Origin of the sequence: Halobacillus sp. HZG1, from assembly GCF_035818575.1 — a bacterium.
GTDB classification, from domain to species: Bacteria; Bacillota; Bacilli; order Bacillales; family Halobacillaceae; genus Halobacillus; species Halobacillus litoralis.
Map to the genome: position 1 here is coordinate 60,226 of NZ_JAYLVQ010000079.1, position 16,561 is coordinate 76,786.

A 16,561-nucleotide genomic window follows, 5' to 3' on the forward strand; every position below is an offset into this window, starting at 1 on the left:
CCTTTCTTTTCTATATTTTCACGATTCTTGATCTCTGAAGTAGTGGGCATTGATACAATAAGTACCTGCACAGCTCTGTTCTCCCTCTCCAATGCAGGTAATCTGAATTTCGTTGAATTCCCGGACAGTGAAAGACCGCGTGTTTCCGTAAGCACTTTCTATGGCTAAAGGAACGATGAAGGACTGCTGGAGAATTCCATCTAAGAGGATGGTAACCAGTAATCCATCGCTGCATCCTTTGGCGTAATATACACTGACTGTCCCTGTGACTACAAGTTCAGACTCCCATACAGACTCCGGCTCCTCCCCGCAATCAATCGTGAAGTTTCCACAAAAATCATCAGAGTAGAACATGTCCCCGTCCTCCTCACACCAACATCTCACCATTAGAAGCCCTCCTTACACAGTCACTTTGTAGCATTTTATGTAGTGATGAAAATTTTGATTGGGGATTTACATAGATTTTGTCTCTTTCAAAAAGATATAACATGGATAGGAGATAAGCATGGACACGTGCAACTACCTTTTGAATATAGTAATAAAAAAGCTAAAAGGTGTGTTGATATGGCATGTTGTTCCTATTGTGGATATGACGGAAGGTGCATCTGTGTAAGTACTGTGGAAAATGTTGAATCTTCCACGCTTACAAATATTGGTCCAGAATTGAATTCACAATTTAACGATTTGAGAGTAGCAGAAAAAAATACAATCGTAGAGTTGAAGTCTGTCTATGGTTTGAGTGAATTAAGGGATATAACTGTAGGAACAGTGACGAATAATTCAGTCGAGTACGAGATTACGACAGGAGCGGCTGGAGGCGATGTTTCCTATTTACAAAGCATTGAACGCGGGCGCTATTTAGCAGGTTTTGCAGCAGAAGCTGGAATCGGTGTTCGAACAGACAGTGTCCCTACTGGCGACCAGGTTATGAGGTGGGGGTTGTTTGACGATCAAAACGGGGCTTTCTTCGGAGTGGATAGTACTGGTATTTTTGTAGCCATCCGCAGGCAGAATCCGTCTCCTCCGCCGGTAGCTAATGACTTAATCATCTATCAAACGAATTGGAATATTGATCCATTGGATGGTACAGGTCCGAGTGGGTTAACGTTGAATCTATCAGACGGAAACATCTTTCAAATTGTTTTTACTTGGTACGGATATGGAGTCATTGAGTTTCGGGTAGTTGTCCAGGATCCGGACACTCTTGCCCAGGATGTAGTCACGGTGCACCGGTATAAACCTGTGATGGAAACAAGTTTTACAGATCCGAACCTGCCACTGCGGGGAGAGGCTGATAATGGAGGAACACCTGATAACCCTTTGGAACTCCTGGTATCGGGCAGGCAGTACAGCATCTTAGGGAACGTGAATCCCGAGTTTCGTATAACGGCTGCATCCAGAAACACCACCCCTCCATCTCCTTCTACACAGGCATTGATCAGCTTTCGAAGAAAACCGATTTTTCCAGCTGGTTCGAATCGTACGAACTCGGTGAGCGTCAAACTACAGAGCCTTGATCTTGCTCCGGCCGCTCCCTTATTATATGAAGTCATCTTAGGGGGGACCGTTGCAGGAGCTTATGGAGCAGTACCTGGGATCCCCGTAAATGAGACTGCACTTGAAGTAAACCTGACCCCGGGCGTTCCAGTGGGAGGCATCAGTGTGTTCAAGGGAGTGGCTGCAGGCGGGGGCGGGAATCGTGTACTTGCATCCGCTGAACTTTTAGACTTGGAACTCGCGGGAACGGATCCGATTACACTCGTGGTAGAAACGATATCCGGTACAAACCAAATCTTATCTACTTTGTCTCTAAAAGAAGAATGGTAAAAAAAGAGCCCCGAGGGGCTCTTCTTTTATGGTCTTGCTGTTTGAATGGCGTTTACTACAACCTGCCCAAGTACTTGCGTTCCAGCTGTAGTAGAAAATACATAAAGTTCCTGAAGGCTTTCTACATATACAGTAACACTGTTATCAGGATCTGCCGTTGCGATAATAGTCGCTCCGGCGCTGTCCGTACTAACGTTAGCAGAAACACCACTTGCATTATAATTAACCAACGTCACATAACCTGATGGACTTCCCGTCGTCTGTTGGAAAACAAGCACAGGCGTACCTGCAGCATCTTCCGTCGTGTTAAATGTATTACACGTAGTAACCGTCACAACTTGAGGTTCAGGACAACAACTCATACACATCCTCCTTATTTATTCTCTTTACTAGTAGATGTTAAAAAGGTCATTTTGGTATGGACTAGTGTCTTTTTTACTGTATAGAATATTCATAGTTTCCTGTTCTACTCCCTGGCTGCATCCTTGAAACTTTTCTAAATGCATTGCTTAAGATGACCTCCTGGTAGTAGGAAAACCACTCACGGAGAGATACTTTCCGTGAGTGGTTTTCTCTTTTTTTCAGAAGAAATGCGTTGATATGACGGGGGTTTTGAGGTTTTTTTAAACTTTTTTTGTTTTTTTGTGATCCAAATGGCATCTCCTCTCGTTAGCTTAGTGAAATCAAAATTAAGAGGAGTGGTTGGAAATGAAAAAACAAATCAATTGGAAAAAGTCTTTAATCGCTTTGCCGATGTCTGCAGCACTTATGTTGCCGACAGCCACGGTTACATTCGCCGATGATCACGGAGATCACGAAAAAATGTCAGATGTAACGGTATCGACGCCGGCTGCTGATTTACGCGCAACCCTTGATCAATCCCTTTCCGAGCACGCCTACCTTGCCGTTGTAACGATGCAAAAAGGAATCGAGGGAGCCGAGGATTTTGATGCAGCGGCAGCAGCTCTTGAAGGAAATACACAGGATTTGACCGCAGCGATTGCTTCCGTTTATGGAGACGAAGCTGGCCAGAAGTTCGAATCGATGTGGTCTGAACATATCGGATATTTTGTAGACTACGTGAAAGCGACAGCTGAAGAAGATAAAGCTGGACGTGAAGAAGCGTTGAGTAACTTGGATGACTATCGTGAAGATTTCTCCATGTTCCTGGAATCAGCTACCGATGAACGCTTAGAAGCTTCCTCCCTGGCTGAAGGTCTGCAAATGCACGTCAATCAGCTGATCGGTGCTTTTGACAATTATGAAGAAGGCGACTTTGATGAAGCCTATCAAAAACTACGCACGAGTATCGACCATATGTATGGAGTAGGAAAAGGTCTATCCACTGCGATTACGGACCAATTCCCTGATAAATTTGAAAACACGAATCCAGCGACCCCGGCAGCTGATCTTCGTGCAGACTTGAACCATCTGCTATCTGAGCACGCAGCCCTTGCCGTCCTTGCGATGCAAAAAGGCGGAGATGGTGCGGAGGACTTTGAAAATGCTGCAGCTGCGCTCAGCAATAATACCGAGGACCTGACAGCGGCTATCACGTCTGTTTATGGCGATGAAGCCGGACAGCAGTTTGAAGATATGTGGTCTGAGCATATTGGATACTTCGTTGACTATGTAGAAGCGACAGGGGCCGGAGATGAAGAAGCCAAAGAACAAGCACTGACGGCTCTCGACGGTTACCGTGCAGATTTCTCCGAGTTCCTTGATACAGCGACAGAAGGTGGATTAGAAGCAGAAGCGACTGCTGAAGGCCTTCAAATGCACGTAAACCAATTGACAGGATCGTTTGACAGTTATGTAGATGGTGACTTTGATGCTGCTTATGATCAGCTTCGTGAAGCGTATGCTCACATGTATGGGGTAGGTGAAGGACTATCTGGTGCCATCGTCGCGCAAAACCCGGACATGTTCGCCTCAGACATGCCTTCTGAAATGCCGGACACAGGTCTTGGTGGAACGGCAGATGAGGGATTGAACGCTTGGATGATCGCTTTCGCAAGTATGGCAGCCGTCCTATTCGCCGCAATGATCGGCGTACGCAAAAGCAAAAACAATGCTTAATAGGTAGTTTTTGATTTACTAAATTTACCACACCAGGTCATATAGATATTTCCATTATTTACAGAAGGCTTTGTCATGGTCAACAAGGTTTCTGGTCTCTCACATGGATGATTATTTAACCTATTCACTTGTACAGGGGGAGGGTTAACAGGTATCTATTTTTATATAGATGCCTGTTTTTTTTTCGTCTGCAGTCTTCAAGGAAATCCAGGCCGATTTCTGAAAAAACTGATCTACTCCTGTGAATCATGATATGATGGTCGATAATCAATCTAACTTTCAGCAAAGATTAGAAATGTATCCATCCTGCATTATTTACCCTCTCATAACCAGTGACAAGGAGGTCCGCAGATGCAATACATAGGCTTGGACTTATCAGGACCCAGTAACACGAAAGACACCGTACTCGTTCATTTTCAGAAGCAGGGAGACAAGCTTTATTATGAACAACATGAAACACCTGTGAATGACCATGGTTTACTTACATACATAGAGTCTTTAGCGAATAGAGATTCCGTCACGATAGGGATAGACGCTCCATTATCCTATGAAGACGGGGGAGGAGACAGGGAAAGCGACAAAGCCTTGAGAAGCTTTGTAACTGAGCTGGGTATGAAAGGGGCCTCCATCATGCCGCCGACGATGATGCGCATGGTGTACTTATCCTTGAGAGGGATCCGGATCACGAGAGAAATTGAACGCCTTTCCACGCCATATGAGATTCATCTCGTGGAAGTCCATCCTGGAGCCGCCCTGGGAGCAAGAATGGAAAATATCGATGATGTGCTTTACTACAAACAGGACCACTCGATTCGTAAAAGAATAAGAACATGGTTCGATTCACAACAAATGCTGGGTGTACCGGAAAGAATGGCTGAAGAATCTCACACCATCGACGCTTGTGCAGCTGCTCTTGCGGCCTGGCACTGGCAGGATCCTGACCACGAACCCGCCTGGCTGTTCAGGGCATGCCCGCCTCTTCACCCTTATGAATTTTGTTGTTGATACCTTCAAATGGCGTAAATGAACACTCGCTCCCTGCAAGAGTGGGGGCCTTAAATGACTAGGAAGTTTTAAATAGGAAAGGAGACACAATCAACATGAAACCATTGAAAGAAAGAACATCCATTCGAAACGAAGAAAACACCGGTACAACATCCGGTTTATGTGAAGGATATATTCAAACCAATATGGTGACCCTCCCGAAAGCGTATGCCTTCGATTTTTTGTTGTTCTGCATGAGGAATCCGAAGCCTTGCCCCTTGGTCGAAGTAATGGAAGCGGGGCAGACCGAACCGAAAGTGGCGGAGGCGGATATCCGGACCGACCTGCCGCGTTACCGCATTTACCGTGATGGAAAGTTTTCAGAAGAAGTCCTGAACATCTCCGACGTATGGCAGGATGATTTCGTAACGTTTCTCATCGGCTGTAGTTTCACTTTTGAAAAAGCGCTCCTTGATGGAGGAATCCCTTTGTTCCACCAGCAGCAAAAAAAAGTCGTTCCTATGTTCGACACAACCATACCGCTCGAGCCTGCCGGAATTTTCAAAGGGAATATGGTCGTCAGTATGCGGGCGATCCCGAACGATTTAGTCGATCAGGCCCTTGCCATATCCGAACGATTTGAACAATCACACGGCAGTCCTGTCCATATCGGGGACCCGGAAGAAATCGGCATCAAGGATCTTGAGAATCCGGATTATGGAGAAGCCGTCGAATTCGACGCTGCAGAAGCAATGCCTGTTTTTTGGGCGTGCGGGGTGACCCCGCAAAATGCGGCGCTTCAAGCGAAGCCACCAATCATGATTACCCATGCTCCGGGTCATATGTTGATTACCGATCAATTGGATCCGAATTATGAAAATGGGTAACTCTTACCAAACGAGATTCCGAACTTGCAACAAAGCCCCTGTAGTGATAAGTTTTTCTTAACAAAACCTTTACAAAACAGGAGCGATACATATGGATACACAATCTCAGATGAAGCTTTTTACATTAAACTCCAATGAACCATTGGCTCAGGAAATAGCAGAAATCCTGGAAGTCCCCTTAGGGAAGAGTAAAGTCGTCCGTTTCAGTGATGGAGAAGTGCAGATCAATATCGAAGAAAGTGTCCGCGGTGACGATATCTACCTGATTCAGTCCACCTCCCAGCCGGTTAATGAGCATGTGATGGAAATGTTGATCATGGTCGACGCATTGAAGCGCGCTTCCGCTAAAACGATCAATGTGGTCATCCCTTATTACGGGTATGCTCGCCAGGACCGCAAAGCCCGTGCCCGTGAACCGATCACAGCGAAATTGATTGCCAACCTTCTGGAGAAGGCAGGAGCTGACAGAGTCATCTCTTTAGACTTGCATGCCCCGCAGATCCAAGGTTTCTTCAACATCCCGGTTGATCAGCTGCAGGGAATCCCGATCCTGGGAGAGTACTTCAAAACGAAAGACATTGAAGATCTTGTTGTGGTCGCTCCTAATACAAGCGGTTTAAACCGTGTAAGAAAGATGGCAAACATCCTTGATGCCCCCCTTGCGTTCATCGATAAACGAAAAGCAGAACCCGGGGAACCAGAAGTCCGTGACGTCGTCGGAGAAGTGGAAGGCAAAAATGTCATCATCGTTGATGATATGATGGATACAGCAGGTACCGTGACTGTAGCTGCTGATATTCTCCATGAAAATGGAGTCAATGATATCTATGCCTGCGGTACGCACGCGGTATTATCCGATCCGGCCGTCATTAAAATTGAGCAGTCTCCAATTAAAGAATTGGTCATCACGAATTCCATCTTCCAGCCGGAAGAAAAACAGATTGATAAAATGACCTTGCTTTCTGTTGCGCCTCTGCTCGCAGATGCATTGCTGCGCGTCCAGCACGAGCACTCCGTGAGTGTCCTGTTTGATTAATTTTTAATGTTCAAAAGCACCTCTTTCCGAAGAGGTGCTTTTTTTGTTTGAACAATTATTATAGATCTATGAAAATACAGTTGCACATACAATACTGTATGACATATACTAAGTGTAGATAGTGTTTGTCGTACAGTATATAGAGGAGTGAAGATTTTGAGTCAACTACTGAACTCATTGCTGACCGAACAGCGGAGGGGGAATCTGACATTGGCGGTCCTAAGTCAGCTGCGGACGCCGCAATATGGGTACTCTCTCGTAAAACGATTAGAAGATTCAGGCATCACCATTGACCAAAGTACGCTTTACCCTTTGCTTCGCCGGTTGGAGAAAAAGGAACTGGTCACGAGCAGCTGGGATACTTCAGAGTCCCGCCCCCGGAAGTATTATGTATTGAGTGATTATGGGGAAGATGTTTTTCAAACGTTGAAGGAAGAATGGAAAAAAGCGACGAATGAATTGTTCCGCTTATTGGAGGAGGAGAACAATGAAATGGATTGATGTCTATTTACAGGAAGTTGAACGCCGGCTGCCAGAGAAGAACCGTGAAGACATCTTACTTGAGATCCGATCGACGATCGAGGATATGCTTCCTGAGAACCCTTCAGAGGAGGACGTCAAAGGGGTGCTTCAGGAATTGGGCGATCCTGTAAAGCTTGCCCATGGATACAGTGAGAAGCCGATGCATCTGATCGGCCCTCGTTATTATGATACCTATATCTCCCTTATAAAAATGATCCTGCCGATTGCGATTACGATTTCATTAATCACTCTGGTCGCTGAGAATATTTTGGGGACGGTGGAGGAAGGCAACGTGATTACGATGATCCTAGCTATTGTCGGTGAGGGCGTCTGGCGAGTGATTTCCGTCGGCATGCAAGTATTTTTTTGGATCACGATCATTTTCGCCCTGATTGAACGTGTGGACATCGGCATAGAAGATGAAGAAAGAAGGTCTCCGCGCAAAAAATGGACACCCGCAGATTTGAAAAAAGTTGCTCGTGCTCCAAGGAGACGGTCGATATCCCAGTGGGAAGTTTATGGAGCATTTCTTTGGACAGCGATTTGGGGAACGGTCTACTTCCACGCGGATCAATTGTTAGGAATCTATGAAAACCAAGGAGAAGGACTGACCTTCATTACTCCGGCTCTGAACCAGGAAGTCCTGCTCAGCTATTGGCCCGGAGTCGTTCTCGTGATCGGGCTGGAAATTGCATTGGCTCTCTATAAGCTATTGAAGAGAGAATGGAGCAAAGGCATCATGTGGTTCAATACTATTCAAGAAGGCGTATCCATAGGGATATTCGTTTGGATCATTACAGATGAAAAGCTGTTCGCTTCGTCATTCATCAACTATATTTCGGATCTTTTCCAATGGAATTCAGCTCAAGTCGAGACTGGTCTGGCTTGGAGAATAGCCGCGATCTTCATCATTTTTTCTTTATGGAACATCATAGATGGATTCATCAAATACAAAAGAGGCGTGAAGAAGACGAAGTTAAATCATGAATTCGTAAAGTAAGGTGGAGTAAAAAGGTGACCCGATTTGTTCAGGGTCATCTTTTGGGTGTATTACCCAAAATATTCCTATTGATGTTAAGATAAAGGGGAACAGTTGGTTAAGGAGCAACAAAAATGTAGCACTCGTACCGGGCTAGGAATAGAGGGGGCAATGACTATGGAATATAGAACAAAATGGGTAGTATCCACACTATGTACAATAACGATCCTTATGGGTATTTTCTTAGTAGGCACGCAGTCCTACTTCAATAGCAAAGAAATCGACAACGCTAGTAATCAATGTTATGACATCGGAGGGACTCCAGAAGTGGAAAGTAGTTTTTTGGCGATCAGCTACTCCTTTGAATGCCAAACGGAGTAAGGTTCAACATTCCATGTGATTGAGTAGGATTGTACATAGAAAAAAGCAGCTCATGCACACCATGAGCTGCTTTTTTCTATGAAATGCAGAGGCCAGTCCCCATGACATTATAGATTTATGGCTCACAGGAAATTAGGGTGCCTCAGCTGTCAAATGCTTTCACATCCTATCAATCCTTGCTTCACTTCCATTTGACGAGTTGTACGAACATCTCTATAATTAATCCCTATGTGTTAAAAAAAGTCTCAGAACAAGAGGAGTATTCGTTTTCTGAACGTCTAAAGAACAAAGCCATTGTAAATCCGTCATAGATTTAAAAATACATTAACTATCACAGGTTAAAAAAACCTAGGAGGAAAATAATGAACGAAAAAACGAATAGGAGAACGAGAATTGACTGGATCACATTCAGCATCAGCGGGGGCTTTCTCGTCTTATTTTTACTCTTGTCGCTCTTGAATAAAGACCTGATGGGAGAATGGATCTCAAGCTCGTTCGACTTTTCTGTTACATTCTTTGGTGCCTTTTGGCAGCTGCTGCTACTGGCTACTTTCGTAGTGGGCGTTTCGCTGGCCTTATCGAAATATGGAAAAGTGAAGTTAGGAAAATTGGACCGGCCGGAGAATAGCTGGTTCCGCTGGGTCTCTATGATCCTTTGCACATTGCTTGCGAGTGGAGGTGTTTTCTGGGCAGCCGGAGAACCGATCTACCATTTCTTAACGACGCCACCACTTTTCGCTGATGAGGGAATGACAAGTGCGCAGGCCGTGGTCCCTGGTTTAGCCCAGAGCTTTTTCCACTGGGGCTTTACCGCGTGGGCGTGTTTAGGTACTGTAGCTACGATTGTCCTCATGTATGCACACTATCATAAAGGGTATCCATTGAAGCCAAGGGCCATTTTGTATCCGATGGTCGGAGAAAAGATCTTTAATAAAAAAAGTGTCATCGGCGCTGCCGCGGATATTGTATCTGTCATTGCCGTAGCCGCTGGAACAATTGGACCGATTGGTTTCTTAGGTCTACAGGTCGGTTATGCTTTGAATTATTTATTCAACATCCCGGATACCCTGTTCACGCAGTCACTGGTAATCATTTTCCTTGTGACAATTGCTGCCGTTTCTGCTGCTTCAGGCGTGGATAAAGGGATTCAACTGCTGAGCCGTCTGAACGTCGGTTTTGCCGTCGTTCTAATGATCGGGATGCTCATCTTAGGACCGACCATGTTCATCATCGATTCATTCATTGCTGCGGAAGCCTTTCAAATCCAGAACTTCCTGCGTATGAGTCTTTATCGGGGTGACAGTGGCTGGCTCGGTTATTGGACCGTCTTCTTCTGGGGATGGTTCCTCGGTTTCGGACCGGCGATGGCGATGTTCATCAGCCGAATTTCCAGAGGTCGTACCATCCGTGAGCTGATTCTTGCTGTAGCCATCATCGCTCCGATTGTAAGTAATTTCTGGTTTGCCGTTGTCGGAGGATCTGGTTTGTTTTACGAATTGGAATCACCTGGAGCAGTCTCAACGGCTTTGAATGAAACAGGCATGCCTGCCGCCGTGATGGCGATTATGGAGCAAGTACCATTCGGCATGGTCATGGCCGCTGGATTCTTAATGGTGACGATTATCTTCGTCGCGACAACGGCCGATTCGATGTCTTATTCCGTCGCAGTTACGATTACAGGTGATACTCACCCGCCACGTGTCCTTCGTGTGTTTTGGGCGCTGTTGTTCGGGGGAATCGCTGCAACCCTTCTCGGTATTGGGGAAAGCAGTATTCAAACGCTCCAAAACTTCATCGTCGTTACCGCTGTTCCGGTTTCCTTGCTATTGCTGCCACCTGTCTGGCTGGCACCGAAAGTTGCAAAACGGATGGCAGAGGAACAAGGACTGATTACGGAGAGTCATAGACCTGCATCTGTTGAGGAAAAAGAACGGAAAACATCTTAAATGTAATCAAGCCGCTATTCTATCTTTGAAAAATCGATAGAATAGCGGTTTTTTATCTACATACGAACCTAAATCTTGTCGTACATCATAAAATGGATGTTAATCAGTTGAAATAATTTCAGCAGGAAGGGAAGAGGTGTGTACGGAGCTCATACACATAAGATAACAAGAGGATTTTTTTAAAAAAGGAAGTGACAAACCATCTGGAAATCGAACAAAAGATTATTCTTAACGCTTGGTTCCCTTGTTATTTTAGTACTTCCTATTCTAACCAACCAGCTGATGACATTCCGTTGGTTCCATGTTGTCGGGGATGAGGAAACTTGGATTGCTTTTTATGGAAGTTACCTTGGTGGGATCATTGGAGGGTTGATGACTCTGGCAGGTGTTTTGCTGACGTTTAATTTCCAAAATAGAAACAAACTACAGGAAGATGAAGTGAATGAACATAAAACGCTTCTTATGCTCTATCCAAAGTTTCTATTAATCAAATCAAATTTAAAGGATATCAGATACTCTTTGGAAAACAATCACCATATGATGGAGCAGGGGAATGGATGGAATTCTATGGAACGTGAAATGTTCAAGTGGAGAATAAACAGGTTAGCAGAAAAACTTAACTTTTTAGAAGAGATAGATTCAAGTAAGCTTCTTCCGGAAACGATTGTAAAGCTCCTGGAGCTGCATAGGGAATTAGAGAACATCTATGTGGCGGTTTCTGTATTAGAGGCGAATTTTGAAAGTGGGTTTCCATCTGAATCCTGGGAGGAATATTCCCATGGTGTGAAGGACGCTATGGACCACTTAGATAAAACGATGAGGGACTTGAGTATTTAGCAAAATTGAGAGCATCACCTGTCCTCCGTATGAAGGTAGAGTAGGTTTCCGCCTTTTCTTATTGGGGAAAATGGTTGTTATAAAACGTTACTCAGGAGGAATCAACATGCCTAACGAAACCAAACAAACCTTCCATATCACAGACGCCAGCGACTTCAACCGGGTCTGCGTTGAAAACGACGGACTAGCTTTTCCCGAACTCAAAAAAATGATGGAAGACTACATACTAAGCCAGGCCACCATGGAGTTTAAAGAGTGCTGGATTCAGGATCAGCAAGTGGAAGAAGGGGAAGTCAGAACCGTCCAGGTCAATTTCCTGGATACGAACTCCCATAACTTCATCCGCCTCTTTGGTTCGAAAAACAATGAAACCGATGAAGTATTGAATATGAAAGTGGATGCGATTGACTTGAATACGGAGGAAGTCGTTTATGAGCGTCAATTAGCATAAAACATGAAGAAGGCTGGCTTTTAAGCTAAGCCTTCTTTTTTTTATGAAGATGGTTAACACAGTCGCGCAGGATACTGATTGATATATAAAAATATTTATACAAGAACCTATATTTACTAATTTGTATTATACATGCCTCCGTTCTACAATTAGAAACGTAAACCAATTCAAATCCTCAGGAGGAATGAAAAATGAGTAAACATATACTAATGGTCGTTACGACGGCAGACAAGATGAATGACGAGTTGGACACAGGTCTTTGGCTTTCTGAATTCGGGGAAGCTTATGTAGAATTTGCAAAGAAAGGGTATGATATGACTATCGCAAGCCCGAAAGGTGGAAAAGCACCTGTGGATGACCGCAGTCTGGAAGGTGGCGAAACGCCTCAGGAAATTCTTGATACGGCGAAGCATTTGGAAAACACGGTGAAAATCGATGACGTCACCGATGTTTCCAAGTTCGATGCGATTTTCCTGCCGGGTGGCCATGGAACAATGTTCGATCTACCGGACAACAAAAAACTGCATGAAATCATCCGTGACCTTTATGAAGCGGACAAGGTGGTGGCAGCGGTTTGTCATGGTCCTGCAGGTCTTGTTGGTGTGACACTTTCCGATGGTTCGCCAATCGTGAAAGGACAAACGGTTACGGCGTTTACCGATGAAGAGGAGCGTGCAACGACATTAGATGCACACATGCCTTTCCTATTGGAAACACGCTTGCGTGAGCTTGGCGCAGACTTCGTCGGGGCAGATAATTGGTCCGATCACGTGAAAGTTTCCGGTCACTTAATTACTGGCCAGAATCCTCAATCAACCATCAGCGTTGCCAAAGAAGTTATCAACAAGCTTGAAAAATAAAGGAATGCGGGAGGCCTGTGAGTTTAACTCGCAGGTTCTTTCGTGGTAAAGGAGAAAAGTGATGATTACAATTAATGCTATTATTAAAGCGAAACAGGGGCAGGAAGAAGCACTTCTTGCAGAAATGAAAAAAGCGGTTGAACCATCCCGATCAGAAGAAGGGTGTCTCGAATATACCCTTCACCGTTCGTTGGACGATGACGGGACCTTTGTCTTTTATGAAACATGGGAAAATGAAGCGGCGTTGAAAGCTCATATTGATTCAGAGCATTATCAAGCTTATCGTGAGGCGACAGCCGAACTCACCGAATCGCGCACGGTTCATAAACTGCAGAAGTTATAAAAGGAACAGGAATCGATGATTGATTTTGAATGGTACCGTAGTTTCATCGGGATCTATAAGCATGGATCGGTATCCGCGGCTGCCAAAGCGCGCTTCATGACCCAGCCGGCGATGAGTCAGCATTTGGCTGCCTTGGAGTCAGAAGTCGGAGAACCGCTGTTTACTCGGGCACCAAGAAAAATGGTGCCTACCGATAAAGGGAAGGAATTGTACACGAAGCTTGTGCCTCTTATTGAAAACCTGGAAAGCACAACACAGGAAATCAAACAGACGTCTAACCATCCTTCAGAGATGCCGCTGGTCAAGCTGGGTTCACCGGTCGAGTTTTTTACAGGGAGAGTCCTTGAGAAGGTCCGTTCCCTGGATATCCGCTATCTTGTCCATTTCGGTACGGCTCCCACGCTTCTGAACCAGCTGATCAACGAAGAAGTCGATCTGATCATGACTCCGCAGAAACAGACGGTCACAGGCATTGAATACACCCACTTGGAAGTAGAGACATTCGTCATTGTTGCCCCGATGAATATGAGGGTGGAGAAAGAGCTGGAGGATATCGAAGGCTGGCTCAAAGAGCAGGCGTGGCTGAGTTACGGTCTTGACCTTCCAATCATTCGCCGGTATTGGCGGGAACATTTCAACAAACGCCCGGATGTGAAAGCGAAGCACATCATCCCTAACCTGCAGTCGATCCTGAAGGCAATCGTTAGAGGGATGGGCATCAGTGTGCTGCCGCTATACTTGATTGAAGAAGCTGTAGAAGAAGGAAAAGTACAGATTCTCTTTCCTGAAACCTCTGTAGAGAACGCTCTATACGCTGCTTACCGCATCGATCAGCGCGAGGATCCGAATATCAAGTCCATTGTTCAACAGTGGAAAAAATAAGACCGTGGCTTCCCTGGTGAGGAGAAGACACGGTCTTTGTTTTATGAGTTGACGGTTGTTCCTTTCACCTGCTTCACAAATTCTTTCATGATTGAAGGCAGGTCCGGCCATGCGTGTCCGGAAATGAGGTTGTCATCAACATAATTCATTTCATCCATGTATGTGGCGCCGATACTCTCTACTTCAGGTCGGCATGCATGATAGGCGGTCATCTTGCGACCTTCTACGACGTCAGCGATCGTTGTCAACACAAGGCTGCCATGGCACATGACAGCGATCGGTTTTTCGGCGATGAAGAAATGGCTGACGATTCCCGGCAGGTCTTCATGCATACGAATATGTTCAGGGGCTCGGCCTCCTGGAATGATCAGTGCATCATAATCGTTCGGATCGACTTGTTCGAAAGTCATGTCCGAATCAATCATGTACCCTTTCTTCTCGGTGTATGTTTCCCAGTCTTCAAAATCGTGGATGACCGTATTCAATTTCTTTTTGTGAGGTGCGGCGATATCGACATCAAATCCTTCTTCCAGGCAACGGAAATAAGGGTAATACACTTCCAACGCTTCGACAGCATCTCCGGTGACAATCAACACTTTCTTTGCAGTCATCTTTCAACCTCCTAAAGTAGAATTACATTAAGGTTTAGTACCCTTATTCTCGTCACGGATAACCACATATTTCCGTCATAAAGGCTTTTCTTTTCTAAAAATATCCATGGACTTTTGAATATGAAGTTTCCCTTGATAATAGTCTTTTTTATTAAACCTGACAGCAGTAAGCACTTGCTGTCAGGTTTTCATGATAAAGTATGGATAGAATGAGACATAGGGAGGGAAAGCCATGAGTTGGATTCAATCGATGCAGAAAGCTATCGACTTCATGGAACAGCACTTATTGGAGAATTTCTCCATGGATGAAGTCGCAAAGGTAGCCTATACCTCCCCCTATCACTTCCAGCGCATCTTCAGCCTTCTGACCGATACGACAGTTGCAGAATATCTGCGAAGACGGAGGCTGACACTCGCAGCACAGGAACTGAGAAAAGGGGATCGGAAAATCGTCGATGTCGCTTACAAGTATGACTATGAAACTCCCGAGTCTTTTTCCCGGGCCTTCCGGAAGCAGCACGGCATATCACCTCGAGAAGCACGGAGTTACAGGGGGAAGATGACCGCATACAACCGCCTGGTTATCCAGGTGAATTTAAAAGGAGCTGATCCGATGGAGTATGAAGTGGTGGAAAAAGAAGCGTTTCATGTGGTTGGTATGAAAGAAGAGTTTTCCTGTGTGAACGGCGAGAATTTGAAAGGCATCCCGCAGATGTGGGGGAAAGTCAATGGAGATGGCACCGATCAGAAATTGTTGAAAGAGAACAATGGACCTGTAAAAGGACTTCTGGGAATCTGTGTCGACAAAACGGCTGTAAAAGAGAACCACATTGACTACTGGATTGCTACTTCCCATGAAGGGGGAGAGGTCCAAGGTTTAGAGTCTTTGCATGTTCCAAAAGCAAAATGGGCGGTTTTCGGTGTGCATGGCGCTATGCCACATGCCATGCAGGAAACGTGGAAGAAGATCTATTCCGAATGGTTTCCATCCAGCGGCTATGAAAATGCCGGTGGCCCGGAGCTTGAAGTCTATCACGATGGCAATCCGAACAAGGAAGACTATTACTCGGAAATATGGATTCCAGTCAAATAGATCGGAGTAGCACAATCCTTTGTCGGATTGTGCTTTTTCTTATGGAATAAAGGATTTTATTGTAAAAATGTAGAAGATATCATGTATCCATGTTATCAAGGGTAGAGGAGTCGTGAGGTCCTATTTTTTGTTTCTTGCTGTTTTTCTATCCTCGTGTTCATCGCTTTCTGCAACGATTACTGACAAGGTCATCATCCATGAGATGGAAATTTTTGAAGAGAAGAAACAAGGCTAAGCATCGTCATTGCTGATAAAAAGAACATCCGCAAAGTCCAAGCAGGTCATGTGGGGCGCAGGCAGGGAATCTTTAACGTCTGATATCTTATCTGTCACCCTAAGTATTCTTTTATGTTAGGAAAAAAATCATACCAATACCCTTTATATGATGAAGGAACGGGATCGTAAAAACATCGTAAGGATCATAGGGGAAAGGAAGGAAAGACCGTGAGCCTTTTTACAGGAGTCTATCAAATCAATGTGAGAGTGAAGGAAATTAAAAAAGCTGTGGAGTGGTATGAAGAGATCCTAGGTTTACGGGTGTTGAAGGATTACGGAAAAACAGTGGTTCTCGAGCATGAGGGAGGCGTCCCGGTTTGTTTGATCGAAAAGTCTACGCACACCGAGCTTCCGGACAACCTGGAGGGGACCCACCCTGTTTTCAGCATCTCTCCTACCAGCGTGGAAGCTTGCAGGAAAACCCTAGTGAATCGTAGTGTCGTTGTCTTAGAAGGCGGAAGTGAAGGGCATTTCAAGTTCAGGGATTTGGATGGAAATCTATTGGAAGCCTATGTACCCGGTCTCTACCAGGAAGACCGATTCAAGTCCTATCGTTGAGGAGAGAGA

19 protein-coding genes are annotated in these 16,561 nt (G+C 45.1%); 16 read left to right on the top strand and 3 right to left on the bottom strand.

Annotation, left to right across the window (positions count from 1 at the left end; genetic code table 11):
- Positions 1 to 18: 18 nt before the first annotated feature.
- Positions 19 to 387, bottom strand: a complete 369-nt coding sequence (locus VKA52_RS16550) for a DUF3992 domain-containing protein (RefSeq protein ID WP_326316483.1) — start codon at positions 385 to 387, stop codon at positions 19 to 21.
- Between the two features lie 231 nt (positions 388 to 618).
- Here VKA52_RS16550 and VKA52_RS16555 point away from each other — a divergent pair, with 231 nt between their 5' ends.
- Positions 619 to 1,827: a hypothetical protein gene (locus VKA52_RS16555; RefSeq protein ID WP_326316484.1), complete on the top strand. Its 1,209-nt coding sequence runs from the start codon at positions 619 to 621 to the stop codon at positions 1,825 to 1,827.
- Between the two features lie 26 nt (positions 1,828 to 1,853).
- Here the strand turns inward: VKA52_RS16555 and VKA52_RS16560 are convergent, their stop codons facing one another.
- On the bottom strand, positions 1,854 to 2,189 hold the full coding sequence (locus tag VKA52_RS16560; protein WP_326316485.1) for an S-Ena type endospore appendage: 336 nt from the start codon (positions 2,187 to 2,189) through the stop codon (positions 1,854 to 1,856).
- Between the two features lie 346 nt (positions 2,190 to 2,535).
- On the opposite strand from VKA52_RS16560, the gene VKA52_RS16565 reads away from it, so the two are divergent.
- From VKA52_RS16565 to VKA52_RS16625, 13 genes are all read left to right on the top strand, one after another.
- Entirely contained in the window at positions 2,536 to 3,906 is a 1,371-nt protein-coding gene (locus tag VKA52_RS16565) for a copper amine oxidase (RefSeq protein ID WP_326316486.1), read from the top strand.
- A 351-nt stretch (positions 3,907 to 4,257) separates the two neighbouring features.
- Entirely contained in the window at positions 4,258 to 4,911 is a 654-nt protein-coding gene (locus tag VKA52_RS16570) for a DUF429 domain-containing protein (protein WP_160915726.1), read from the top strand.
- Positions 4,912 to 5,006: 95 nt separating this feature from the next.
- Positions 5,007 to 5,777, top strand: a complete 771-nt coding sequence (locus VKA52_RS16575) for a putative hydro-lyase (RefSeq protein WP_326316487.1) — start codon at positions 5,007 to 5,009, stop codon at positions 5,775 to 5,777.
- A 91-nt stretch (positions 5,778 to 5,868) separates the two neighbouring features.
- Entirely contained in the window at positions 5,869 to 6,813 is a 945-nt protein-coding gene (locus tag VKA52_RS16580; RefSeq protein ID WP_326316488.1) for a ribose-phosphate diphosphokinase, read from the top strand.
- A 156-nt stretch (positions 6,814 to 6,969) separates the two neighbouring features.
- The gene (locus VKA52_RS16585) at positions 6,970 to 7,314 is read left to right on the top strand and encodes a PadR family transcriptional regulator (protein ID WP_326316489.1); all 345 of its coding nucleotides are present in this window, start codon (positions 6,970 to 6,972) and stop codon (positions 7,312 to 7,314) included.
- The gene (locus VKA52_RS16590; protein ID WP_326316490.1) at positions 7,301 to 8,335 is read left to right on the top strand and encodes an HAAS signaling domain-containing protein; all 1,035 of its coding nucleotides are present in this window, start codon (positions 7,301 to 7,303) and stop codon (positions 8,333 to 8,335) included. Before VKA52_RS16585 ends, VKA52_RS16590 begins: the two co-directional genes overlap by 14 nt.
- Positions 8,336 to 8,491: 156 nt before the next feature.
- Entirely contained in the window at positions 8,492 to 8,695 is a 204-nt protein-coding gene (locus VKA52_RS16595; RefSeq protein WP_326316491.1) for a hypothetical protein, read from the top strand.
- A gap of 362 nt (positions 8,696 to 9,057) precedes the next feature.
- Entirely contained in the window at positions 9,058 to 10,641 is a 1,584-nt protein-coding gene (locus tag VKA52_RS16600; RefSeq protein WP_326316492.1) for a BCCT family transporter, read from the top strand.
- Between the two features lie 282 nt (positions 10,642 to 10,923).
- On the top strand, positions 10,924 to 11,478 hold the full coding sequence (locus VKA52_RS16605; protein WP_326316493.1) for a hypothetical protein: 555 nt from the start codon (positions 10,924 to 10,926) through the stop codon (positions 11,476 to 11,478).
- A 106-nt stretch (positions 11,479 to 11,584) separates the two neighbouring features.
- Complete coding sequence (locus tag VKA52_RS16610) at positions 11,585 to 11,929, top strand: hypothetical protein (RefSeq protein WP_326316494.1); 345 nt, start codon at positions 11,585 to 11,587, stop codon at positions 11,927 to 11,929.
- Positions 11,930 to 12,120: 191 nt separating this feature from the next.
- The gene (locus VKA52_RS16615; protein ID WP_326316495.1) at positions 12,121 to 12,789 is read left to right on the top strand and encodes a type 1 glutamine amidotransferase domain-containing protein; all 669 of its coding nucleotides are present in this window, start codon (positions 12,121 to 12,123) and stop codon (positions 12,787 to 12,789) included.
- 61 nt (positions 12,790 to 12,850) lie between these two features.
- Positions 12,851 to 13,132, top strand: a complete 282-nt coding sequence (locus VKA52_RS16620; protein ID WP_160915739.1) for a putative quinol monooxygenase — start codon at positions 12,851 to 12,853, stop codon at positions 13,130 to 13,132.
- A 15-nt stretch (positions 13,133 to 13,147) separates the two neighbouring features.
- Complete coding sequence (locus VKA52_RS16625; RefSeq protein ID WP_326316496.1) at positions 13,148 to 14,014, top strand: LysR family transcriptional regulator; 867 nt, start codon at positions 13,148 to 13,150, stop codon at positions 14,012 to 14,014.
- Between the two features lie 41 nt (positions 14,015 to 14,055).
- Here VKA52_RS16625 and VKA52_RS16630 read toward each other — a convergent pair whose 3' ends face one another.
- On the bottom strand, positions 14,056 to 14,625 hold the full coding sequence (locus tag VKA52_RS16630) for a DJ-1/PfpI family protein (protein WP_326316497.1): 570 nt from the start codon (positions 14,623 to 14,625) through the stop codon (positions 14,056 to 14,058).
- A gap of 232 nt (positions 14,626 to 14,857) precedes the next feature.
- Here VKA52_RS16630 and VKA52_RS16635 point away from each other — a divergent pair, with 232 nt between their 5' ends.
- Both VKA52_RS16635 and VKA52_RS16640 read left to right on the top strand, forming a co-directional pair.
- Positions 14,858 to 15,718 (top strand): AraC family transcriptional regulator, encoded by an 861-nt coding sequence (locus VKA52_RS16635; protein ID WP_326316498.1) that lies wholly within the window; start codon positions 14,858 to 14,860, stop codon positions 15,716 to 15,718.
- A 444-nt stretch (positions 15,719 to 16,162) separates the two neighbouring features.
- On the top strand, positions 16,163 to 16,552 hold the full coding sequence (locus VKA52_RS16640; RefSeq protein WP_326316499.1) for a VOC family protein: 390 nt from the start codon (positions 16,163 to 16,165) through the stop codon (positions 16,550 to 16,552).
- Positions 16,553 to 16,561 lie beyond the last annotated feature (9 nt).